Below are 21,719 nucleotides of genomic sequence, written 5' to 3'. Positions count from 1 at the left end.
GCGCCTGCGCTGCCGTCTTTCAGTCCCGATCCGCCGGCTTTTCCAGGCGGCCCTGATTTAAAGCCCGCTCCGCCTTGTCGTTAAGCGTCTTCGTCAGCGTTTTCTCGGCCTTAGTGCGGCCGAAGGACAGGCGGTTCTGTTCCGCCTGCTTCTCCTTTTCCCCGCGCTGTTTCGTCTTGCGAAACTGGCGAAGGTTGACGACATCGCCGCTCATGGCCGCCGCCGTCGCTACTGCTTCTTGCGGAAGGAATCGAGCGAGACGACGGACGCGGGCTTCTTTTCCTCACCGGCGGCCGCTTCGCCTGCCTCGGCGCGCGAGGCGGCTTCGACCGGGATCGCCGTGATCTCGGCGTCGGACTGTTCGTCCTCCTCCGTCAGCGGCACCTCGAATTCCAGTTCGAAGTTCACCGACGGGTCGTAGAAGCCGCGGATGGCGTTGAACGGGATCACCAGACGCTCCGGCGTGTCGGAAAAGGAAAGGCCGATCTCGAACTGCGTGTCGGACACCTTCAGGTCCCAGAACTGGTGCTGGATGACGATCGTCATCTGCTCCGGATACTTCGACTTCAGATGCTGCGAGATGCGCACACCCGGTGCACCGGTCAGGAAGGTGATGAAGAAATGATGGTCACCGGGCAGCCGAGCCGTTGCCGCGACCTCCGCCAATACTTTGCGGATGACGCCGCGCAGTGCGTCCTGTGCCAAGATATCATAGCGGATGTGATCCTGCCCCATGCGGTTCTTCTCTCATTTCATTAAGTATCGAAGCTTGCTTATGCCACGCCGGCGAAGCGCGGAAAAGCGTTCGCAGCATTGTCATTGTACATAAATTAATCGAAAGGGAGAAGGTGAAGGCTTCTGTTGCCAGGTGCCTTCGGACCCCGCCTAGAAGTGCGACCCCCTAGGGCTTGATTTGAAGTGTCACACCGCCATTAGGCAGCGAGACGAGCTTCCGCATAGTTGTCGTTTGCAACTACAATTTTGACCCGATAACGGCGGAATCATGCCGAGCAAAAGTACGATCTTTACACCCTTGTCGATCCTATTTCGCCCCCATCAAAAGCCGGTCTGAAAAGACCGACCGGTTTTTGGTGGAGGCGCCGGGTACCGCCCCCGGGTCCAATAGGTTTATTACACCGACCATTTATTGCCATAGCCGGACCGAAATCCGGCAAGCCAGATATAGGACTTTGATTATCGGCTGAAAAGGGGATCGGCGCCGAATTCTGAGACACGCTTGTCCCCATGACGGCTGGAGGATCGCGGGGATAAGTTGTCACGAGCAGCCTGTGAGCTTGGAGCGGAGGGCGGGAAAGCCTAGAGTGCTGCGACAGCAGAATCGGCGGCGGCAGCATGAAGCAATATCTCGACCTTCTTCAACACGTCCTTGAGCATGGCATCGACCGGGGCGACCGGACGGGGACCGGCACGCGCTCGATCTTCGGCTACCAGATGCGCTACGACCTGCAGCAGGGGTTTCCGGTGCTGACGACCAAAAAGCTGCATCTGCGCTCCATTATCCACGAACTGCTTTGGTTCCTGCGCGGCGACACAAATATTGAGTATCTGAAGGAGAACGGCGTTTCGATCTGGGACGAATGGGCCGACGAGGAAGGAAATCTCGGGCCTGTGTACGGGGCGCAATGGCGGTCCTGGCCAGCTTCGGACGGGCGCCGCATCGACCAGATCGCCAATGTGGTGGAGAGCATTCGCAAGAACCCCAATTCGCGCCGGCACATCGTCTCGGCATGGAACCCGGCGGAAGTTGACGAGATGGCGCTGCCACCCTGCCACTGCCTGTTCCAGTTCTATGTCGCGGACGGCAAGCTCTCGTGCCAGCTCTACCAGCGCTCGGCCGATATCTTCCTCGGCGTGCCCTTCAACATCGCCTCCTACGCGTTGCTGACGATGATGGTGGCGCAGGTGACTGGGCTGGAGCCGGGCGACTTCGTCCACACACTGGGCGACGCGCATCTCTACGCCGATCACTTCGAGCAGGCGAAGCTGCAACTGACCCGGACGCCGAAGCCGCTGCCGCAAATGCGGATCAGCCCGGACGTTACCGATCTCTTCGCGTTCCGCTTCGAGGACTTCACGCTGGAAGGCTACGAGGCCGATCCCAGCATCAAGGCACCGATCGCCGTATGAGCCGCGTTCCAGTCTCCATCGTCGTCGCAGTGTCCGAAAACGGGGTGATCGGTCGCGACGGCGGCATGCCGTGGCGCCTTTCGACCGATCTGAAGCGATTCAAGGCGCTGACGATGGGCAAGCCGATCGTCGTGGGGCGGAAGACTTTGGAGTCCTTCGGCGGCAAGCCGCTTCCAGGACGGCCGCATGTGGTGGTGACCCGAAATGCCGATTTTGCCGTCGACGGTGCTGTGCGGGCGCAGTCGGTGGAGGACGCTCTTGCCGTGGCGCAGCAGATAGCGGCCGACACCAATGCGACCGAGGTGAGCGTGATCGGTGGCGGAGAGATCTATCATCAGGCTCTCGATGTGGCCGACATTCTCTATGTGACGCATGTCGATACCACCATTCCCGATGGTGATACGACCTTCCCCCCGATCGATCCCGCGATTTTTGAGAAGCGCGAGGAAGCGGCATATCCTGCGGGTGAGAAGGACAACTTCCCGACGCGTTTCGCCGTTTATGTCCGCCGCGCTGCGGCAAACTGAAACATTTCGTTACCAAACACCCGGAAGTTAATGAGGCGTCGTTGAAAGCGCCTGTTCCGCTCCCTATAACGGGGGCAGACAGGCGGGGGAGCATTGCTGCTCCCGTGCGGTGGGAGCGACAATCAAAGAGGTTTTGATGCCCTGGAGCAATCAGAATGGCGGCGGCGGCCCGTGGGGCGGCGGCGGCGGAAATAATCAAGGGCCCTGGGGGGGCGGCGGTGGTCCGAATCGCCCGCGCGGCGGCGGTAGCGGAGGCAACGGCGGCCCCCCGGATCTGGAGGATATCATCCGACGCAGCCAGGACCGGCTGAAGAGCGTGGTCCCCGGCGGTTTCAACGGCGGCGTGTTCGTCATCATCATCCTGGTCGTGATCGCGTTCCTGGCGATCCAGTCCGTTTACACGGTGCAGCCAGACGAGCGCGGCGTCGAGCTTCGCTTCGGTGAGCCGAAGGAAGAGATTTCGATGCCGGGCCTGCACTTCCACTTCTGGCCGTTCGAGACGGTCGAGATCGTGAAGGTGACGGAGCAGCAGCAGAACATCGGCGCTGCAGGCAGTGCGCAGTCCTCTGCGGGGCTGATGCTTTCGGGTGACCAAAACATCGTGAACGTGCAGTTCTCGGTCCTCTACACCGTGAACGAGCCGAAGAATTACCTGTTCAACCTTGAAAACCCAGCGGGTACGCTGCAGCAGGTGGCCGAAAGCGCAATGCGCGAGGTCGTCGGACGACGCCCTGCGCAGGACATTTTCCGCGACGATCGTGAGGGTATCTCGACCGAGGTGCGGGCGATCATCCAGGGAACGATGGACACTTACGGCGCTGGCATCTCCATCAACGCGGTGCCGATCGAAGACGCGGCTCCGCCGCGCGAGGTTGCGGATGCGTTCGAAGAAGTGCAGCGCGCCGAGCAGGACGAGGATCGCTTCGTGGAAGAAGCCAATCAGTACGCCAACCAGCAGCTCGGTCAGGCCCGAGGCCAGGCGGCTCAGGTTCGCGAAGAGGCGGCCGCCTACAAGGACCGCGTCGTCAACGAGGCACAAGGTGAAGCGCAGCGTTTCGTCTCGATCTACAATGAATATGCTACGGCGCCGGAAGTGACGCGCCAGCGCATCTTCCTGGAGACGATGGAAGCTGTGTTGAAGAACTCCAACAAGATCATCATCGACGAGCAGCAGGGCATCGTTCCCTATCTGCCGCTCAATGAGATCAACCGCGCAGCCGGCCAGCAGCAGGGAGGCAACCAATGAGTCCGAACCGTCTCCCGGCGATCCTGATCGGCATCGCCATCGTTTTCTTCCTGATCTACTCCTCAGTGTTCGTCGTGAACGAGCGCGAGCAGGCGATCGTCGTCCGCTTCGGTGAGATCCAGGATGTGAAGACCGAACCCGGCATCTACTTCAAGCTGCCCTTCGCCTTCGCTGACGCCGACCGCGTGCAGTATGTCGAAGACCGCGCGCTGCGCTTCGACCTGGACGACATCCGCGTGCAGGTGCGCGGCGGCGCATTCTACGAAGTCGACGCCTTCGTCGTCTACGAGATTAGCGATCCGCGGCGCTTCCGGGAGACCGTCTCCGGTGACCGCGAGGCAGCCGAGTCCCGTCTTCGTACCCGTCTCGATGCAGCCCTGCGCCGCGTCTACGGTCTGCGCAACTTCAGTGCCGCGCTTTCCGACGAGCGCTCGCAGATGATGCAGGAAGTGCACTCGCAGCTGCGTGACGCAGCGGAATCCCTCGGAATCACCGTCCGGGACGTCCGGATCCGTCGCACGGATCTGACGCAAGAGGTCTCGCAGCAGACCTTTGAGCGGATGCGGGCAGAGCGTCTTGCGGAAGCCGAGCTCATTCGTGCGCGCGGTAACGAGCAGGGCCAGACACGGCGCGCGATCGCCGATCGTCAGGTCGTCGAGATCGTTTCCGCGGCCCAGCGCGATTCGGAAATCATCCGAGGCGAAGGCGATGCCGAGCGCACGCGGATCTTTGCCGACGCTTTCGGCCGCGACCCGGACTTCTTCGACTTCTACCGCTCGATGCGCGCCTATGTCGCCTCGCTGGTCGACAGCGGCACCACCTTGGTGCTGTCGCCGGACTCTGCGTTCCTGAAGTTCCTCAACAGCCCCAACGTGGCGGCTGCTGCGGCTCGGGTTTCGCCGGAACAGCAGGCAAATCCTGCGGCGCCGGCGGCTCCGGCACCGGCCCCCGCGACACCGGCGCCGGAGGCACCTCCGGTATCCGGCAGCACGGCGGCGCCGGCCGGGACCGGCACAGGCGGATAAGGATCAAAGAGGCGGCTTCGGCCGCCTCTTTCGTTGAAGAGGCAGCCTATGGGCTCGGGCTGTCTCACAAAAAGGTAATTTCGCCGGTCTTCATTCCGCCCTATCTTGTGGCGACAGTTCCGCGCGATCCAGAAGCGCAGTCACCCGAAACGGGGCAGGCATTGAAGGGGAGGCCAGATTGGCTCAGTCGGTTCTATTGTCGTTGAAGAAGTCGGTTGCGGTAATTTCCATGGTCGGAATGGCCGGGGGCGCTTTGGCGCAGACGCCCGCACCGCCGGCGACGACGCAGGCTCCGGCTGCGCCGGCACCCGATGCCGCCCCACCTAGCCCGCAGGGTGTCGAACCCCCCATCGCCCAGGAAGGGATCGAGCCGGAGGCGATGTTGCCCGCGCCGCCGACCGCAGCGCCCACTGTCAACGTCCAGCCGTCAGCGGGGCCAGCAATCGCCTCCGGTCCGGCGTCCGTCGCCGACCTGACCGAGGGACTTTTGGACGCCGTCGTCAACATTTCCACGTCCCAGAGCGTTGCCAACCAGGGTGCGGGGCCGCAGACGCCGCAGGTACCGGAGGGCGCACCCTTCGAGGAGTTCTTCGACGACTTCTTCGATGGCGAGGGACCCGAGGGTAGCCAGAAGGTCAATTCTCTCGGTTCCGGCTTCGTCATCGATCCTTCCGGCTATGTCGTTACCAACAACCACGTCATCGAAGACGCGGACGACATCGAGGTCGTGTTCCCGGACGGCAGCAAGCTGAAGGCAGAACTCGTCGGCACCGATACCAAGACGGATCTTTCCGTCCTGAAGGTCGAGCCGAAGGCGCCCCTGAAGGCGGTGCATTTCGGTGATTCGCGCCAGATGCGGATCGGCGACTGGGTGATGGCGATCGGCAACCCCTTCGGCCTCGGCGGATCGGTCACGCTCGGCATCATCTCGGCGCGCGGCCGCAACATCAATGCCGGTCCCTATGACAACTTCATCCAGACGGACGCCGCGATCAACAAAGGCAATTCCGGCGGGCCGCTGTTCAACATGCGCGGCGAGGTCATCGGCATCAACACCGCGATCATCTCTCCTTCCGGCGGTTCGATCGGAATCGGCTTTGCCGTTCCGACCGAGCTTGCGGAAAACATCGTCAACCAGTTGATCGAATTTGGCGAAACGCGCCGCGGCTGGCTCGGCGTGCGCATCCAGCCGGTAACGGACGAGGTGGCAGAAAGTCTGGGGCTCGACCGTGCACGCGGTGCGCTTGTTTCCGGCGTGGTCGAGGGCGGTCCGATCGCCAACGGTGAGATCAAGGCGGGCGACGTGATCCTGCGCTTCGACGGACAGGCGGTCGGCGAGATGCGGGACCTGCCGCGCGCCGTCGCCGAGAGCCCGGTCGGCAAGGAGGTCGACGTCGTGGTCCTGCGCGACGGTAAGGAGCAGACGGTGAAGGTGACCCTTGGCCGGCTGGAGGACAGCACCGACGAAGTTGCTGAGACGGATGAGACCGTTGAGCCGGAAGATGGCCAGGCGCCGGAAGACGACGGGACGGAACAGCAGGATGGGGCCGAGCAGGGGCCGGTGGAAATTCTCGGCATGACGCTCGCCGCGCTCGATGAGGAGCAGCGCCAGGCGTTCGGCATCGCCGAAAGCGTCGAGGGCGTGGTGGTAACAGCCGTCGAGGACGGGTCGAAAGCGGCCGAGAAGGGGTTGAAGCCCGGCGACGTGATCGTCGAGGTCGGCCAGGATTTCGTCGACGCGCCGGCGGCAGTGAGCGAACGAGTTGATGCATTGAAGTCGGAGGGGCGGCGCAATGCTCATCTGATGGTCGCGGATCCGACCGGCGCGCTCCGGTTCGTGGCCGTTCCGGTGGAATGATCAGCCGGTAGCGACACCCTCCGCCACGGCGGCATAAACGACGTGGCGTTTCAGGTGCGGATGCGTGTCAGGCACCCGGGGGTGGATGAAATCCATGTCGCGGCATCGGCGCATGCCGATCCGTTCCATCACCGAGGTCGAGCGCCGGTTCGACTCGACGGCAAAGGCTAGCAGGGCCGGGATGGACTTCTCCCGAAAGGCAAGCTGGAGCAGTGCGCCGGCCGCTTCCGTGACATAGCCCCGTCCCCAGAAGCGGGTGGCGAGCCGCCAACCGATCTCAACCGTTTCCGCCGGAAAAATCTCGGGCATGTTGGCGAGTGAGAGGCCGCAGAAGCCGATCGGCTCGGCGGTGTCCTTCACCTCAAGGGCATAGAAGCCGAGGCCGGTGTCCTGGATGGAGCCGTTGATCCTTTCCAGAAGCGCATCGGCTTCCGCGTGGCTGCGGCGGAAGGCGAAGAACTCCATGACCTTGCTGTCGGCGTTGATCTCGCGGAACAGGTCGCGGTCGCTCTCGATCCAGCTGCGGACCAGCAGTCGTTCGGTCTCAAGGATGATCGACGGCTGGTCGGTAAGGGTCATGGTACAACGAAGTCCGTCTTGCGGTAGCCCTGGATGTAGAGCAGCGCGGTGAGGTCGCCATGGTCGATGCGCATACGTGCTTGTGCGGCCACCGTCGGCTTGGCGTGCAGGGCAACGCCCGAGCCGGCGAGGTTGAGCATGCCGAGGTCGTTGGCGCCGTCGCCAACGGCGATGACGTCATCGGTGGAGATTCCGAGACGGGCGGAAATGTCGTTGACGGCATCGATCTTCGCCTGCTTGCCGAGGATTGGTTCAGCCACTTCACCGGTGAGGATGCCGTCCTCTGCGAGCAGGATATTGGCGCGGTTTTCGTCGAAGCCGAGGCGGGCGGCGATCGGATCGGTGAAGACAGTGAAACCGCCGGAGACGAGCGCGGTGTAGCCACCCTTCGCCTTCATCGTGGCGATGAGTTCCGCACCACCGGAGGTCAGCGTGATGCGCTTGGCGATGACGTCGTCGACGACGGAGACGGGCAGGCCCTCGAGCAGCGCCACGCGCTCGCGCAGCGCCGGTTCGAAGGCGATCTCGCCGTTCATGGCGCGTGCCGTGATGGCGGCGACCTTGTCCTTCAGCCCGACCACATCGGCAAGTTCGTCGATGCACTCCTGGCCGATCATGGTGGAATCCATATCGGCGATCAGGAAGCTCTTGCGGCGGGCTTCGGCGTCCTGCAGCACGAGATCGATCGGTTGACTCGCAATCAAGGCCTGCAGATTTGCCTCGGCGGCAGCCGCGTCCCCTCCCTCTCGGAGGACGATATCGCAGGCCACGCCGTCTGCCAGCCAGTAGAGCCCCGCCGCCTGCACCGCCTCGGCAGCACGCTCCCCGAGGGAGGAGGAGAGAACGGGGTTTGACGGATGGGCGATGAGCGTGGCAACGAGAGCCATATGAGCGACCTTGCAAGAGACTGTGACGCGATCCTGATAACGGGCCCGACTGCCAGCGGCAAGTCGGCGCTCGCGCTTCGGCTGGCAGCCGAGACGGATGGCGTGGTCATCAACGCCGACAGCATGCAGGTCTATGATACGCTGAGAGTGCTGACGGCGCGTCCTTCGGAGGAGGAGATGGGCGGCATTCCGCACCATCTCTACGGGACCGTGCCTGCCACGACCGTTCATTCGACCGGAGCATGGCTGAGGGATGTCGCGACGGTCCTGCCGCGCTTGAAAGCCGAGGGGCGCTTGCCGGTCTTCGTCGGCGGGACCGGGCTCTACTTCAAGGCGCTGACCGGGGGGCTCTCCGACATGCCGGAGATCTCGCAGGAGATCCGCTGCCGGGTCAGGCTGCGGCTGAAGGAGGAGGGAGCCGACGCCCTGCACCGCGAACTTTCCGCACGCGACCCTCGCATGGGGGAGGCGCTGGAGCCGGGCGACGGCCAGCGGATCGTGCGGGCGCTCGAGGTGCTGCAGGAGACGGGGCGTTCGCTTTCCGATTTTCATGGCAAGACCGGTCCGGTGATCATCGACCCGGAGCGGGCGCGCAAGATCGTCGTGCTGCCGGACCGGGAGGTCCTGCGACGGCGGATTGATCAGCGTTTCGAGCAGATGTTCGACAGCGGTGCAGTTGACGAGGTAAAGGCCCTGTTGGCGCTTCATCCCGATCCGGACGTTCCCGCCATGAAGGCAATCGGGGTGGCGCAGGTCGCGCAGATGCTTGCGGGCCGGATGACGCCGCAGGAGGTCGTGGAGCGGGCTTCAGCGCTCACCAGGCAGTACGCCAAACGCCAGAAGACGTGGTTCCGCAACCAGATGGACGACGGCTGGACGAGGATTGATCCTGCCGATCCTCATTCCTTGTCATAGAGGCTGTTGAGCGGCTTCTTCAGGAGGCTGTCGCGCAGTGATCCCTCGCGGCGAAGGGAATTGGAGCGCAGGCCGCTCTCGCTGCCGAAGGAGCGGTAGCCCGTGGACGGGCGATCTTGAGTCTCCTCCGGCGAGACACTAGACGGACGATCGTAGAGCGAGGGCCGCGGGGCTTCAGTCAAGCGGGTGCGCGGCAGCATGTCGGGACGATAGGGCTCCGGCGCCGCCGGATCGATCGGTGAGGGGCGCGGTTCGCGGCGGTGATTGACGTCGCTTGCCCAGCGGTCAAGTTCGGTTTCCGCGGGAACGGGCGAGAGGCCCGACGTGTCTTCCCTGAAGTCTTCGCGATCGTCGTAGTTGCGGTCCTCGAAGCTCTGCTTGAACGCGTTAATGTCCGGGCCGTTGATGGAGCGCATCCGCGCCACGACCGTCCGCAGGTCAACGGTATCGGGCGTGTCTTCGTCTCCCTTGTTGGCGACGCCATGGGCCTTGGGTAGATATTTCTGCTCGACACGCGAGAAGCGCATGCGCATCGGCACCGAGATGGCTTCGCCGAAGGCGATCGCCTCGCCATTGCCGATCGACGACAGGAAGCTGGTTGTCGACATCGAGGAGTTCGGGATCGCCGAGCGGATGATCTCCTGATCCCGGTCGTTTGAGAGACGCATGGCAAAGAGCGTCGAACACTGCGACAGGATCGTCTGGTCGAGCTCGCCCGGGCGCTGCGTGATGACACCAAGCGACACCCCGTATTTACGGCCTTCTTTGGCGATGCGAGCGATCGCCTGCCGTGTCGGGAAGAAGCCCCGATCCGGATCGGCGGGCACGTAGCGGTGCGCCTCCTCGCAGACCACGAGCACGTGGATCGCGCCATTGCTCCACAGCGCCAGCTCAAAGGCCATCCGGCAGAGGATGGAGGCGACCGAGTTAACGACTTCCGACGGGATGCCGGCCAGCTGAAAGGTCGAGATCGGCTTGTCTCCGCCCGGAATGCGGAAGATGTGCGCGATCGTCTCCATAATCGTGTCTTGGATCGTGTTGTTGGAGAACATGAAGTGATAGCGCGGGTCGTTGATCGCCGACATGATGCGCATCTTCAACGTCCGCAGCGTCGGCTTTTCACCACGGCCTTCCAGGCGGCCGATGCGCTCGTCGATCAGGGCGAGGAGGTCGGCCATGCGGTAGGGGACCGGCGTGTCTGCGGTGATGGAGCTTTTTTCGGTGCTGCGACGCATGAGGGCGGAATCGCCACCGCGGAAGGCGCGCTTGGCCTCAGGGATCAGATCGCGGAGAATATCCAGTTCCTCGGCGATAGACGGGCGACCGCGATAGAGAACTTCGGCGAATTCCTCGAGCTTCATCAGCCAGAAGGGCAGGTCCAGCGTGTCGGTGTCAATGACGACGGCATGTTCCGGGAAGGCGGCGGCGAATTCATTGTGCGGATCGAGGATCAGCACCCGAAGCTTCGGGTCGGCCTCGATCGCCTTGTGGAGGAGCAGTGAGACGGCTGTGGACTTGCCCACGCCGGTGGAGCCGACAATCGCGAAGTGCTTCGACAGCATGGAGGGGATGTGGATCGCTGCGTCGATCGTTTCGTCCTGGGTCAGCTTGCCGATGACGCAGGTGTCGTTCTTGCCGGTGTCGTAGATTCGCAGGAGGTCCGCCCCGCGAATGCGGTGGGCGACGGCGCCGAGATAGGGATAGCGGGAAATGCCGCCGGAGAATTCCTCGCGGCCGTCTTCGCCGACGCGAACCTCACCTAAAAGCTCAGTTTCGATCTGGAAGCCGTTGTTCTCGCGCTCTCCCCACGTATCCTTTTCGGTGTGCATGGAATAGGCGAGCGCGACGACGCGGTTGCGCCCGACATTGATGGAGATGAGCCGCCCGACAGACCAGAGCTCCGTCAGATCGGTTTCGCCGAGCTCCGCCACGGCCGCAATGGTGGCGCGGGCGCCATTGCAGGCGACGACGCGGCCGAGCATGCGGTTACCCGCCCGATTGGCATCCCGGCGGTCATGCTCCCCAGCGGACACGGAGCGATGAAGATCGTTGTTCAGCAAGACGTCCCCCAATCATCGGGTGACGGCATGGCGTTAGCCACCCCGCCGAATCGCAAACATTCCCGCAGGCTAGGGTATGGCGCTTAACAAGTGGTGTAGCCTTGGTTTTTTGTTCCGAGGCGAGGCAGAAGCGGGCGGATCGGGCAATTTTCGGTGCAACTTGCGTTGACGAAGCGCAACAATCTGTCTAACACTTCGCCTCATGACGATTTCAAACGCACTTATCGTGGTGGGAACGCGCATGGGCAGGATGGTGTAACCATCCGGCGTTAGCCACCCATGCGCGGAAAGACAGGCTCCTCAAGGGGCCTTTTTTTATGCCCGATGCAAAGCCATAAATCCCAAGAGCAGACAGCAGCAAGTGGACCGAGACATGACGGATAGCAACAATCAGATGACCGGCGCGGAGATCGTTCTGAGGGCGTTGAAGGATAACGGCGTGGAGCATGTCTTCGGCTATCCGGGCGGTGCTGTGCTGCCAATCTACGACGAGATCTTCCAGCAGGACGATATCGAGCACATCCTCGTCCGCCATGAGCAGGGTGCTGGCCATGCGGCGGAAGGGTATGCCCGCTCGACCGGCAAAGTGGGTGTCATGCTGGTAACCTCCGGTCCCGGTGCGACGAACGCCGTCACGCCGTTGCAGGACGCGCTGATGGATTCAGTCCCGCTGGTCTGCCTGTCCGGTCAGGTGCCGACGACGCTGATCGGTTCGGATGCCTTCCAAGAATGCGACACGGTCGGCATCACCCGGCCCTGCACCAAGCACAACTGGCTGGTGAAGGACGTCAACGAGCTGGCGGGGATCATCCACGAGGCCTTCCGGATCGCACAGACGGGGCGCCCGGGTCCAGTCGTCGTCGACATCCCGAAGGACGTCCAGTTCGCCACCGGCACCTACACACCGCTCGGCGAGACGCCGGTCAACAAGAGCTACAAGCCGAAGATGCAGGGCGACCTCAATGCCATCCAGGCCGCGGTCGAGCTGATGGCGAGCGCCAAACGGCCGGTCCTTTATACCGGCGGCGGCGTCGTCAATTCAGGACCGGAAGCCTCGCGGCTGCTGCGCGAGCTGGTAGAGCTGACAAACTTCCCGATCACGTCGACGCTGATGGGGCTCGGCGCCTATCCGGCTTCGGGCAAGAACTGGCTGGGGATGCTCGGCATGCACGGCTCCTACGAGGCCAACATGGCCATGCACGACTGTGACGTCATGGTCTGCATCGGCGCGCGCTTCGATGACCGCATAACCGGGCGGCTGAACGCGTTTTCGCCGAACTCCCGCAAGATCCACGTCGACATCGATCCGTCGTCGATCAACAAGAATGTCCGCGTTGACATCCCGATCCTGGGCGACGTCGGACATGTGCTGGAGGATATGGTGCGCCTGTGGCGGGCGCTGCCGAAGAAGCCGGAGAAGAGCCAGACGCAGGAATGGCACGAGAGCATCGACCGTTGGCGGGCGCGTAACTCCTTCGCGTTCAAGCCATCGAACGACGTCATCATGCCGCAGCACGCGATCCAGCGACTCTACGAGTTGTCGAAGGGCCGCGAGACCTATGTGACCACCGAAGTCGGCCAGCACCAGATGTGGGCGGCGCAGTTCTTCGGATTCGAGGCTCCAAACCGCTGGATGACCTCTGGCGGCCTCGGCACCATGGGCTACGGCCTGCCGGCAGCGATCGGCGTGCAGGTGGCGCATCCGGACGCCCTCGTCATCGACATTGCCGGAGACGCCTCCATCCAGATGTGCATCCAGGAAATGTCCTGCGCCATCCAGTACAATCTGCCGGTCAAGATCTTCATCCTCAACAACCAGTACATGGGCATGGTGCGCCAGTGGCAGCAGTTGCTGCACGGCAACCGGCTGTCGAACTCCTACACGGAAGCCATGCCGGACTTCGTCAAGCTGGCGGAGGCCTATGGCGCGATCGGCATGTATTGCGACGATCCGAAGGAGCTGGACGAGAAGATCGAGGAAATGATCGCCGTGAAGAAGCCGGTGATCTTCGACTGCCGCGTTGCCAACCTCGCCAACTGCTTCCCGATGATCCCGTCCGGCAAGGCGCATAACGAGATGCTGCTGCCCGACGAGGCCACCGACGAAGCCGTTGCTTCGGCAATCGACGCGAAGGGGCGGCAGCTCGTTTGAGCCTTCCTCTTGTTAGAGTCATTCCTGAAATAGTGGACGCAAATCAATGAACGCGCATCAACAACCGACGGGCTCAGCCTACTTCATCACGCCGGAGACGGCCAAGGCGGAGAACCACACGCTCTCCGTCCTCGTCAGCAACGAGCCTGGCGTGCTTGCCCGCGTCATCGGCCTCTTTTCGGGCCGCGGCTACAACATTGAGAGCCTGACGGTATCGGAGACGGAGCACGAGGCGCATCTGTCGCGCATCACCATCGTGACGCGCGGCACGCCGGCTGTTCTGGAGCAGATCAAGGCGCAACTGGAGCGGATTGTGCCGGTGCACCGGGTGGTGGACCTGACGGTCAGGGCGCAGAGCCTTGGCCAGGAGCGGCCGATCGAGCGCGAAGTGGCGCTGATCAAGGTGGTGGGATCGGGAGAACACCGCGCTGAGACGCTGCGGCTCGCCGATGCCTTCCAGGCAAAGGTGGTGGATGCGACCGTCGAGCACTTCATCCTCGAAATTACCGGAAAGTCCTCCAAGATTGACCAGTTCGTGGCGATTCTGAAGCCGCTCGGGCTGATCGAGATCTGCCGTACCGGGATCGCAGCGATGAACCGCGGCCCGCAGGGGATGTAGTCAGATCATCTCCAAAGGCGTGGGGCGGCTCGGTGGCGGGAAGGCCGCGTCGAGCGCTTCGAGGTCCTCGTCCGTGAGCTCGAGGTAGGCTGCGTCGCGATTCTCCTCAATCCTCTGCGGATGCGAGGACTTCGGGATCGGGATCACGCCCTCGCGTTCCAGCAGAAAGGCGAGCGCCACCTGCGCTGGCGTGGCCTGGTAGGCCTTGGCGATGTGGACCAGCGTGTCGTTGCGGATCAGCCGGCCTTGCTCGATCGGGGAATAGGCCATCACGGCGATGTTTCGTTCCTGACACCATGGGAGCAGCTCGTATTCCACGCCACGCCGCGACAGGTTGTAGAGCACCTGGTTGGCGACACAGTTCTCGCCGGCCGGAACTTCCATCAGTTCCTGCATGTCCGCGAGGTCGAAGTTCGAGACGCCCCAGGCACCGATCTTGCCCTGTTGGCGAAGCTCTTCGAATGCCTCCACCGTTTCCGCAAGCGGATATTGCCCCCGCCAGTGCAGCAGGTAGAGATCCAAGTGGTCGGTACCCAATCGTTGCAGGCTGCGTTCGCAGGCGGCGATGGTGCCGTCGCGGCTGGCGTTCCAGGGATAGACCTTGCTGACGAGGAAGACTTCGTCACGACGGCCGGCGATCGCCTCGCCGACCACGTGCTCGGCGCCGCCTTCGCCGTACATCTCGGCCGTATCGATCAGTGTCATGCCGATGTCGAGGCCGGCCTTCAGCGCCGCGATCTCCCGTTCACCAAGGTGCGGGTCCTCGCCCATCTTCCATGTGCCGAGGCCCAGGGAGGGGACGGTGACGCCGTTTCTAAGGGTGACGGTGAGGGGGAAATCGGCGGCCATCTGCGAGTCCTCTTTCGGTCGATACCCGCGTTACATAAGGCGAAAGGGCAAGCTGCCAAGCCGGCTTGCCGCTTTGGCGAATCCGGCCTAAAACCTGCCCAACGCCGCCCGTGAAAAGAGGTGGTGCAAGACATCAACCTGATTGGCGCCCGGAGAAACTATGTCGCTGGAAACGTTTCTGGCCCTGGTCCTGTTCGCGTTCACGACCTCGATCACGCCTGGGCCCAACAACATGATGCTCTTTGCATCAGGGGTGAACTTCGGTTTCCTCCGGACGATCCCGCACATGCTGGGTATCGGGGTGGGCTTCCTCTCGCTCCTGATCGGCGTGGGCCTCGGCCTCGGCGCGCTGATGCAGAGCGTGCCGATCGTCTACACGCTGCTGAAGTTTGCCGGTGGCGCCTATCTCGTCTGGATCGCGTGGAAGATCGGCACGTCGCGGCACCTGTCCGAGGGCAAAACGGGTGCACGCCCGATGACTTTCCTCGGTGCGGCGGCGTTCCAGTGGGTGAACCCGAAGGCCTGGGTGATGGCGGTAACCGCGATGGCGACCTATACCAATCCGGCAGCCTATATTCCGACGGTACTGCTGGTGGGATTTGCCTTCGCCCTCGTCAATCTTCCGAGCGTTTCCACCTGGGCCGGCTTCGGCTCTGCGCTGCGAGACTGGCTGTCGGTGCCGGTGCGGCTGAAATGGTTCAACATCACCATGGCTGTGCTTCTCGTCATCAGCCTCTGGCCGATGCTCAAGTAAGGAGGCTGTGATGCACAACCACCATCAGGACCATGATCACGACCACGATCACCATCACCATCATGACAACCGCTATTCCGACATGCAGGCACGGGTGCGCTCGCTGGAAACGGTGCTGACCGAGAAGGGGCTGATCGATCCGGCGGCGATCGATGCGATCGTCGAGACCTATGAAACCAAGGTGGGGCCGCGCAATGGGGCACGGGTGGTCGCAAAGGCCTGGAGCGATCCGGGTTTTTCGGATTGGCTCAAGCAGGACGCCACGGCCGCCATCGCCAGCCTCGGCTTCACCGGTCGGCAGGGGGAGCACATGCGGGCGGTGTTCAACACACCGGAGACGCACAACCTCGTCGTCTGCACGCTCTGCTCCTGCTATCCCTGGGCTGTCCTCGGCCTGCCGCCGGTCTGGTACAAGGCCCCGGCCTATCGTTCGCGGGCAGTGATCGATCCGCGAAGCGTGCTGGCGGAATTCGACGTCACGCTGCCGGAGGATACGAAGATCCGCGTGTGGGATTCGACGGCAGAGCTTCGCTATCTGGTGGTGCCGATGCGGCCGTCGGGAACCGAAGGCCTGGACGAGGAGAAGCTTGCCGATCTGGTGACGCGTGACTCGATGATCGGCACCGGGCTAGCGCTCGCTCCTGAGAATGCGCGATGAACGGTCCACACGATCTCGGCGGGCAGATGGGCTTCGGCCCCGTCGCGCCGGAGCCGGATGAGCCTTATTTCCATGCGAATTGGGAGAAGCGTGCGCTAGGGATCACGCTCTCCTGCGGGGCATTCGGCGCCTGGATGATCGACGAGAGCCGGCATGCGCGGGAGAACGTCCCGCCCGGCGACTACCTGAAGGCCAGCTATTACGAGATCTGGATCCGCGCACTGGAGACGCTGCTGGAGCGGCATGGGTTTGCGACGGCGCAGGAAATCGAAGCAGGCCACAAGCTGCAGGAGCCTCCGAGGCCGAAGCGGGTGCTGACGGCGGAGATGGTGCCGGGCGTCCTGGCGCGGGGCGGCCCGTGTGATCGTCCGGTGGCGACCGCGCCGCGGTTTGCTGCGGGCGACCGGGTGCGGACGCGCAACTTCAATCCAGAGACCCATACGCGGCTGCCGCGCTACGCACGGGGAAAGTCCGGCGTGGTGGAGGCGGTGCAGGGCTCCTTCGTGTTTGCCGACGACAACGCCCATGGCCGAGGCGAAAACCCGCAGTGGGTTTACACGGTGGTGTTCGATGCGGGAGAGATCTGGGGCGAGGGCGCCGATCCATCGCTGACCGTCTCGATCGATGCGTGGGACAGTTATCTTGAGCGCGTGTGAGGTGAGGTCTCAGCTCGCCCAGTCACCGGGGCTGCCGCGTTCGGCGGAAGGCGACCCGGTGTTTCCGGAACCCTGGACGGCGGAAGCTTTCGCCATGACCGTGCACCTGCACGAGAAGGGCGTCTTTTCCTGGAGCGAGTGGGCGGAGGCTCTTTCAGCCGAAGTGCACAAGCCCGGGCGAGCAGAAGACGGCAGCGATTATTTCGACTGCTGGGTGGAAGCGCTGTCGGGGCTTCTGGTGATAAAGGGCGTGACCGACGCTGACGCCATCTTTGGTCTACAGAAAAGCTGGCAGCGCGCGGCGGAGGCGACGCCGCATGGCGCACCAATCGCGCTTGCCAATGATCCGTTGTCCCGCCCGATTTGATCCTCTTTCGTTCTTTTCAGTTGCGGTGAGGCGCAGAATCCTGCCATGTCGCAGCCATGCAATTCGCTCCGCAACAGGACGAGGCCCTGAAGGCCGTTTCCCGCTGGTTGAAGGACGGGCGCCAGCCGGTCTTCCGGCTCTTCGGCTATGCCGGCACGGGCAAGACGACGCTTGCCAAGCACTTCGCCGAGAATGTCGATGGTGAGGTAATGTTTGCCGCCTTTACCGGCAAGGCTGCGCAGGTGCTGCGTTCACGCGGCGCGCGCAACGCCAAGACGATCCATTCGCTGATCTACCGGCCGCGGGGCGAGGAGACGGTGGAGGACGAGGAGACCGGCAAGACGTCGATGTCGCCGATGTTCACCATCAACCGGCAGAGCCCGGTCGCCAAGGCGGCTCTGATCGTCATCGATGAATGCTCCATGGTCGACGAGCAGCTTGGCCGCGACCTGATGAGCTTCGGCACGCCGATCCTGGTGCTGGGCGATCCCGGTCAGCTTCCGCCTGTTTCCGGCGGCGGCTTCTTCACCGAGCAGGAGCCGGACTATCTGTTGACGGAGATTCACCGGCAGGCACGCGACAACCCGATCATCCAGCTCGCCATGAACGTCCGCGAGGGCAACGAGATCATGTATGGCGACTACGGCACCGCACAGGTGATCTCGCGCAACGAGGTCAACCAGTCGCTGGTGCTGGAGGCGGACCAGGTGCTGGTCGGCACGAACAAGACACGCAAGCGCTACAATCAGCGGCTCCGAGAGCTGAAGGGTTTCAGCACAGGTCACCCGCAATCCGGCGACAAGCTGGTGTGCCTGAGAAACGACCAGGTGAAGGGGCTTCTCAACGGCTCGCTCTGGCAGGTGATGAGCTCGTCGCGGGAAACGGTGAAGCCCGGCATCAACCTGATGATCCGGCCGGAAGACGACGACATGGATCGAGGTGCTGCGAAGATCAAACTCCTGAAGGCGGCCTTCGAGGATGTCGACGGGGAGATTCCATGGTCGACCCGCAAGCGCTACGACGAGTTCGATTATGGATACGCGCTGACGGTGCACAAGGCTCAAGGGTCGCAGTGGAACAATGTCGTGCTCTTCGACGAGAGCTGGGCGTTCCGCGACGCCCGCGAGCGCTGGCTTTACACCGCAATCACCCGTGCGGCGGAGACGATCACCATCGTGAAGTGAGCAGGCGTCAAGTGAGCGGGCATCAAAACTTTGAGTGGCCCGATCTGCGAAAGCCGTTGGTCTCCGACGGTTCGTTGGCGTAAGCAGAAGGTATTGTTCTAAATGGAATTCCTGCCATGACCACCACCCTTTCCGTCAACATCAATGCCGTCGCCATGCTGCGCAACCGGCGTGACCTGCCGTGGCCAAGTCTGGAGCATCTGGGGCGAATCGCGCTGCAGTCGGGTGCGAGCGGGTTGACGGTACATCCGCGGCCGGACCAGCGGCATATCCGCTTCTCCGATCTTCCTGTGATCCGGGCGCTGATCGACGACGAGTTTCCCCAGGCCGAATTCAACATCGAAGGGTATCCCAGCGAGGATTTCCTGGCGCTGTGCGAGCGGACGGAGCCGGAGCAGGTTACGCTGGTGCCGGACGATCCAAGCCAGGCGACCTCCGATCACGGCTTCGATTTCCGCGCTCAGGGAGAGATGCTGAAGCCGATCGTGGCGCGGCTCAAGGCGAAGGGCACGCGGGTTTCCCTGTTCGCCGACGGCGATGGCGACGTGGAGGTGGTGCGGCTGGCGAAGGCGACCGGCGCAGACAGGATCGAACTTTACACGGGCCCCTATGGCGGCTGCTACGATAGCTCGGAGCGGGCGGCTGAGATCGTCGAGAAGCTCGGCCAGACGGCGGACGCCGCGCACGCGGAAGGTCTGGGCGTCAACGCAGGCCATGATCTGACGGTCGCCAACCTGCCGATGCTGGTGCAGCGCATCCCTTACCTTGCGGAAGTCTCGATCGGTCACGGGCTGACGGCGGACGCACTGGAGTTCGGCATGGCGGAGACCGTCCGTCGTTTCCGCCGCGCCTGCGGCCAGACGGTTTAAGCCGAGACCAGCTTCGCTTTGGTGAGTTCCAATTCCCAGGTCTGCCCGACACATTCCGGACCGAACATGCGGTGTCTCTCCTTGGAGACAAGCCTGAAGCCGGCCTTTTCGTAGATGTGGATCGCCGCCGTCAGCATGTCGTTGGTCCAGAGCGAAAGCGTCTTGTAACCGGCAGCTGTGGCGAAGCGGATGCATTCCTCGACCAGCCTTCGCCCGAGCCCTTGGCCGCGCACCTGCGGGTCGAGGTAGAGCAGGCGCAGCTTGGCAGTGTCGCCGCCACCATCGGCCAAGAGCACGGAGCCGACGCGCCCGCCGTCCTGTTCGGCGATCCAGCTTCTCTCTCGCTTCGGGTTGAAGCTGGCGATGAACTTGCCGGCGACCTCCGCGATCAATCCTTCGAACTTCTCGTTCAGTCCGTATTCTCGCGCATAGGCGACCGCCTGTGTTTCGATCAACCACCCCATGTCGCCGATGCGATAAGGCCGCAGCACGATCGGTGCCGGCACTGCGGCGGCGGGGGCCAGGAGCGTCTCGATCGTCTGCATTGCGCCAATCAACTCGGCTTGCCTGCTCTTGTCTAGCTGCGTCAGATCCTCCTCGATCCGGGCGCGGGAGCGGGCGGCGAGCGTCTTGTAGACGTCGAGCCCGCGCTCCGTGATCGACAGGATTTGACTGCGGCGGTCGGTCTCGTCGGGTGCGCTGTCCACCAGGCCTGCCAGCCGGAACTTCTTCAGGATGCGGCTGAGATAAGCAGGGTCGAGACCTAGATCGCGATTGAGTTCCGTCGCCGAGATACGCTGGTGCGCAGCAAGCTCATAGAGGATGCGGCCATCGGTCAGCGTGTAGGGGGTGTCGAGATAGTCCCGCGCCAGAACGCCGATCCGGTTGGTGTAGAAGCGGTTGAAGGCGCGAATGGTATCTATGGCGTCAAGTGCGGACATTGATGAAGCCTCCTCAGTAGAGGCTTCATCCTCCCTTTATTTGACCGAGTCAATCAAATCAAGCGGCCGCCTGTTCTTGATTGAAGGTGCTGGTAGCGAATTCCACAGCTGCGCGGGCATGGACCGCGGTGGAATCGACGCCAGGAAGCGGCAGGTGGTCCGGATCGAGGAGCAGGCAGATCTCGGTGCAGCCGAGAATGACGCTGTCGGCACCTTCGCTTTTGGATTTCTCGATCATCGCCAGAGCCCGCCCACGGGAGCTCCCCTTCACCTTTCCGGCGCAGAGCTCGTCGAAGATGATGTCGTGCATCGCCTCACGGTCTTCGGCATCGGGAACGAGGACGTCCAGGCCAAGTGCCTTCATCCGCTCCGCATAGAAGCCGTGCTCCATCGTATAACGGGTGGCGAGCAGGAGAGGGCGGTTCAGCTGCCGCGCCTTCAGCGCCTTTGCCGTTTCGTCGATGATGTGGAGGAGCGGGATGCCGATGCCTGCCGCGACCGGCGGCGCGACCAAGTGCATGGTGTTGGTGCAGATCAGCACGCAATCGGCACCGGCTGCCTCGAGGCGCTTTGCGCTACCCGCCAACGCTTCCGCCGCGAGATCCCAGCGGCCGGCCTTCTGCAGCGCGACGATGTGCTCGAAGTTCACCGAATGGAGAAGCACGTCGGCCGAGGCGAGGCCGCCGAGGCGATCGCGAACCATCTCGTTGATCAGGCGGTAGTAGACCGCCGTGCTTTCGAAGCTCATCCCGCCGACCAGTCCAATGCTCTTCATGCCGTTTCTCCCTCTGGTGATGACGATGATCCTATGGCGCTTTCGTCGGTTGAAGCGTGCAAATTTGACTATCCCATCACGTCCAGGCGCACCTAGGTTGCGTGCTTAGGAGAAATCGTGCACTTCTGAAGCAGAACTCCGAGGGAATGGAATGCTTGACACGCGCGATCGCAAAATTCTGGAGCTGCTGCAAAGGAATGCATCCACCCCCATAGCCGACGTGGCGGAGCAGGTTTCACTCTCGCCGTCGGCCTGTTCGCGGCGCATTCAGCGGCTGGAGGAGGCCGGATATATCCGTGCCCGGACGGCGCTTCTGGACCGGGAAAAGCTGGGGGTGCCGACGACGGTCTTTGCGCTGGTAAAGACAGCCCATCATTCCGACGACTGGATCGAGAGCTTCCGCAAGGCGATCAGCGATATCGGGGAGATCGTCGAGGCACACCGCCTGACGGGGAGCTATGATTACATCCTGAAGGTCGTGCTGCCGCGCGTGGAGCACTACGACGTCGTGTATCGCCGGCTGGTCAAGCGGATCGAGCTCTTCGACGTTTCCGCCTTCATCTCGATGGAGGTGCTGAAGAGCGGTGAGGCGCTGCCGGTGGACTACGCCGAGTAAGTCGGGAGGCTCCCGGTCCGGGAAGCCGCCCGAA

Annotated in this window: 23 protein-coding genes and 1 other RNA gene; 15 read left to right on the top strand and 9 right to left on the bottom strand. The window is 63.0% G+C overall.

Features of this window, described 5'->3' with window-relative positions:
* Positions 1-19: 19 nt before the first annotated feature.
* From MUU54_RS05905 to ssrA, 3 genes are all read right to left on the bottom strand, one after another.
* Positions 20-214 (bottom strand): DUF4169 family protein, encoded by a 195-nt coding sequence (locus MUU54_RS05905; RefSeq protein WP_247243106.1) that lies wholly within the window; start codon positions 212-214, stop codon positions 20-22.
* Positions 215-228: 14 nt separating this feature from the next.
* Positions 229-735: an SspB family protein gene (locus MUU54_RS05900; protein WP_247243105.1), complete on the bottom strand. Its 507-nt coding sequence runs from the start codon at positions 733-735 to the stop codon at positions 229-231.
* A gap of 112 nt (positions 736-847) precedes the next feature.
* Positions 848-1,212: a transfer-messenger RNA gene (ssrA, locus tag MUU54_RS05895) on the bottom strand.
* A 141-nt stretch (positions 1,213-1,353) separates the two neighbouring features.
* Here ssrA and MUU54_RS05890 point away from each other — a divergent pair.
* The 5 genes from MUU54_RS05890 (at position 1,354) to MUU54_RS05870 (ending at position 6,804) form a co-directional block, all read left to right on the top strand.
* Entirely contained in the window at positions 1,354-2,148 is a 795-nt protein-coding gene (locus MUU54_RS05890; protein WP_247243104.1) for a thymidylate synthase, read from the top strand.
* Positions 2,145-2,675 carry a dihydrofolate reductase gene (locus MUU54_RS05885; RefSeq protein WP_247243103.1) on the top strand — a complete coding sequence of 177 codons (531 nt, stop codon included), beginning with the start codon at positions 2,145-2,147 and terminating at the stop codon, positions 2,673-2,675. The genes MUU54_RS05890 and MUU54_RS05885 overlap by 4 nt, the downstream gene beginning before the upstream one ends.
* A 136-nt stretch (positions 2,676-2,811) precedes the next feature.
* The gene (gene hflK / locus MUU54_RS05880) at positions 2,812-3,921 is read left to right on the top strand and encodes an FtsH protease activity modulator HflK (protein WP_247243102.1); all 1,110 of its coding nucleotides are present in this window, start codon (positions 2,812-2,814) and stop codon (positions 3,919-3,921) included.
* The gene (gene hflC / locus MUU54_RS05875; RefSeq protein ID WP_247243101.1) at positions 3,918-4,946 is read left to right on the top strand and encodes a protease modulator HflC; all 1,029 of its coding nucleotides are present in this window, start codon (positions 3,918-3,920) and stop codon (positions 4,944-4,946) included. Before hflK ends, hflC begins: the two co-directional genes overlap by 4 nt.
* Positions 4,947-5,175: 229 nt before the next feature.
* Entirely contained in the window at positions 5,176-6,804 is a 1,629-nt protein-coding gene (locus MUU54_RS05870; RefSeq protein ID WP_376742059.1) for a Do family serine endopeptidase, read from the top strand.
* Here MUU54_RS05870 and MUU54_RS05865 read toward each other — a convergent pair whose 3' ends face one another.
* Positions 6,805-7,383 (bottom strand): GNAT family N-acetyltransferase, encoded by a 579-nt coding sequence (locus tag MUU54_RS05865; RefSeq protein WP_247243100.1) that lies wholly within the window; start codon positions 7,381-7,383, stop codon positions 6,805-6,807. It lies immediately after the preceding gene.
* The gene (gene serB / locus MUU54_RS05860; protein WP_247243099.1) at positions 7,380-8,270 is read right to left on the bottom strand and encodes a phosphoserine phosphatase SerB; all 891 of its coding nucleotides are present in this window, start codon (positions 8,268-8,270) and stop codon (positions 7,380-7,382) included. The genes MUU54_RS05865 and serB overlap by 4 nt, the downstream gene beginning before the upstream one ends.
* Between serB and miaA the strand changes: the two genes are divergently transcribed.
* Positions 8,271-9,185, top strand: a complete 915-nt coding sequence (miaA, locus tag MUU54_RS05855; RefSeq protein WP_247243098.1) for a tRNA (adenosine(37)-N6)-dimethylallyltransferase MiaA — start codon at positions 8,271-8,273, stop codon at positions 9,183-9,185.
* Here miaA and MUU54_RS05850 read toward each other — a convergent pair.
* Entirely contained in the window at positions 9,170-11,245 is a 2,076-nt protein-coding gene (locus MUU54_RS05850; RefSeq protein ID WP_247243097.1) for an ATP-binding protein, read from the bottom strand. The genes miaA and MUU54_RS05850 overlap by 16 nt on opposite strands.
* 373 nt (positions 11,246-11,618) lie before the next feature.
* Here MUU54_RS05850 and MUU54_RS05845 point away from each other — a divergent pair, with 373 nt between their 5' ends.
* Positions 11,619-13,397: an acetolactate synthase 3 large subunit gene (locus tag MUU54_RS05845; RefSeq protein WP_281433232.1), complete on the top strand. Its 1,779-nt coding sequence runs from the start codon at positions 11,619-11,621 to the stop codon at positions 13,395-13,397.
* Between the two features lie 46 nt (positions 13,398-13,443).
* Positions 13,444-14,016: an acetolactate synthase small subunit gene (gene ilvN / locus MUU54_RS05840; protein ID WP_247243096.1), complete on the top strand. Its 573-nt coding sequence runs from the start codon at positions 13,444-13,446 to the stop codon at positions 14,014-14,016.
* Here the strand turns inward: ilvN and MUU54_RS05835 are convergent, their stop codons facing one another.
* Entirely contained in the window at positions 14,017-14,865 is an 849-nt protein-coding gene (locus tag MUU54_RS05835) for an aldo/keto reductase (RefSeq protein ID WP_247243095.1), read from the bottom strand.
* A gap of 160 nt (positions 14,866-15,025) precedes the next feature.
* Between MUU54_RS05835 and MUU54_RS05830 the strand changes: the two genes are divergently transcribed.
* The 6 genes from MUU54_RS05830 (at position 15,026) to MUU54_RS05805 (ending at position 19,353) form a co-directional block, all read left to right on the top strand.
* Entirely contained in the window at positions 15,026-15,619 is a 594-nt protein-coding gene (locus MUU54_RS05830) for a LysE family translocator (protein WP_247243094.1), read from the top strand.
* A gap of 10 nt (positions 15,620-15,629) precedes the next feature.
* Complete coding sequence (nthA, locus tag MUU54_RS05825; RefSeq protein WP_247243093.1) at positions 15,630-16,277, top strand: nitrile hydratase subunit alpha; 648 nt, start codon at positions 15,630-15,632, stop codon at positions 16,275-16,277.
* Entirely contained in the window at positions 16,274-16,933 is a 660-nt protein-coding gene (gene nthB, locus MUU54_RS05820) for a nitrile hydratase subunit beta (RefSeq protein WP_247243092.1), read from the top strand. Before nthA ends, nthB begins: the two co-directional genes overlap by 4 nt.
* The gene (locus tag MUU54_RS05815; RefSeq protein ID WP_247243091.1) at positions 16,920-17,300 is read left to right on the top strand and encodes a nitrile hydratase accessory protein; all 381 of its coding nucleotides are present in this window, start codon (positions 16,920-16,922) and stop codon (positions 17,298-17,300) included. Before nthB ends, MUU54_RS05815 begins: the two co-directional genes overlap by 14 nt.
* Positions 17,301-17,356: 56 nt before the next feature.
* Positions 17,357-18,484, top strand: a complete 1,128-nt coding sequence (locus MUU54_RS05810) for an ATP-dependent DNA helicase (RefSeq protein WP_247243090.1) — start codon at positions 17,357-17,359, stop codon at positions 18,482-18,484.
* 116 nt (positions 18,485-18,600) lie between these two features.
* Positions 18,601-19,353, top strand: a complete 753-nt coding sequence (locus MUU54_RS05805; protein ID WP_247243089.1) for a pyridoxine 5'-phosphate synthase — start codon at positions 18,601-18,603, stop codon at positions 19,351-19,353.
* Here MUU54_RS05805 and MUU54_RS05800 read toward each other — a convergent pair.
* Together MUU54_RS05800 and MUU54_RS05795 are read right to left on the bottom strand one after the other, a co-directional pair.
* Positions 19,350-20,294 carry a bifunctional helix-turn-helix transcriptional regulator/GNAT family N-acetyltransferase gene (locus MUU54_RS05800; protein ID WP_247243088.1) on the bottom strand — a complete coding sequence of 315 codons (945 nt, stop codon included), beginning with the start codon at positions 20,292-20,294 and terminating at the stop codon, positions 19,350-19,352. The two genes, MUU54_RS05805 and MUU54_RS05800, sit on opposite strands and share 4 nt — an antisense overlap.
* Before the next feature lie 58 nt (positions 20,295-20,352).
* Entirely contained in the window at positions 20,353-21,069 is a 717-nt protein-coding gene (locus tag MUU54_RS05795; protein WP_247243087.1) for an aspartate/glutamate racemase family protein, read from the bottom strand.
* Between the two features lie 151 nt (positions 21,070-21,220).
* On the opposite strand from MUU54_RS05795, the gene MUU54_RS05790 reads away from it, so the two are divergent.
* Complete coding sequence (locus MUU54_RS05790) at positions 21,221-21,685, top strand: Lrp/AsnC family transcriptional regulator (protein ID WP_247243086.1); 465 nt, start codon at positions 21,221-21,223, stop codon at positions 21,683-21,685.
* Positions 21,686-21,719 lie beyond the last annotated feature (34 nt).

It is taken from the genome of Pseudorhizobium tarimense (genome assembly GCF_022968135.1).
Taxonomy (GTDB): Bacteria; Pseudomonadota; Alphaproteobacteria; order Rhizobiales; family Rhizobiaceae; genus Neorhizobium; species Neorhizobium tarimense.
Note: the sequence above shows the minus strand (reverse complement) of the source record. Positions and strands in the feature narration are given on the sequence as shown.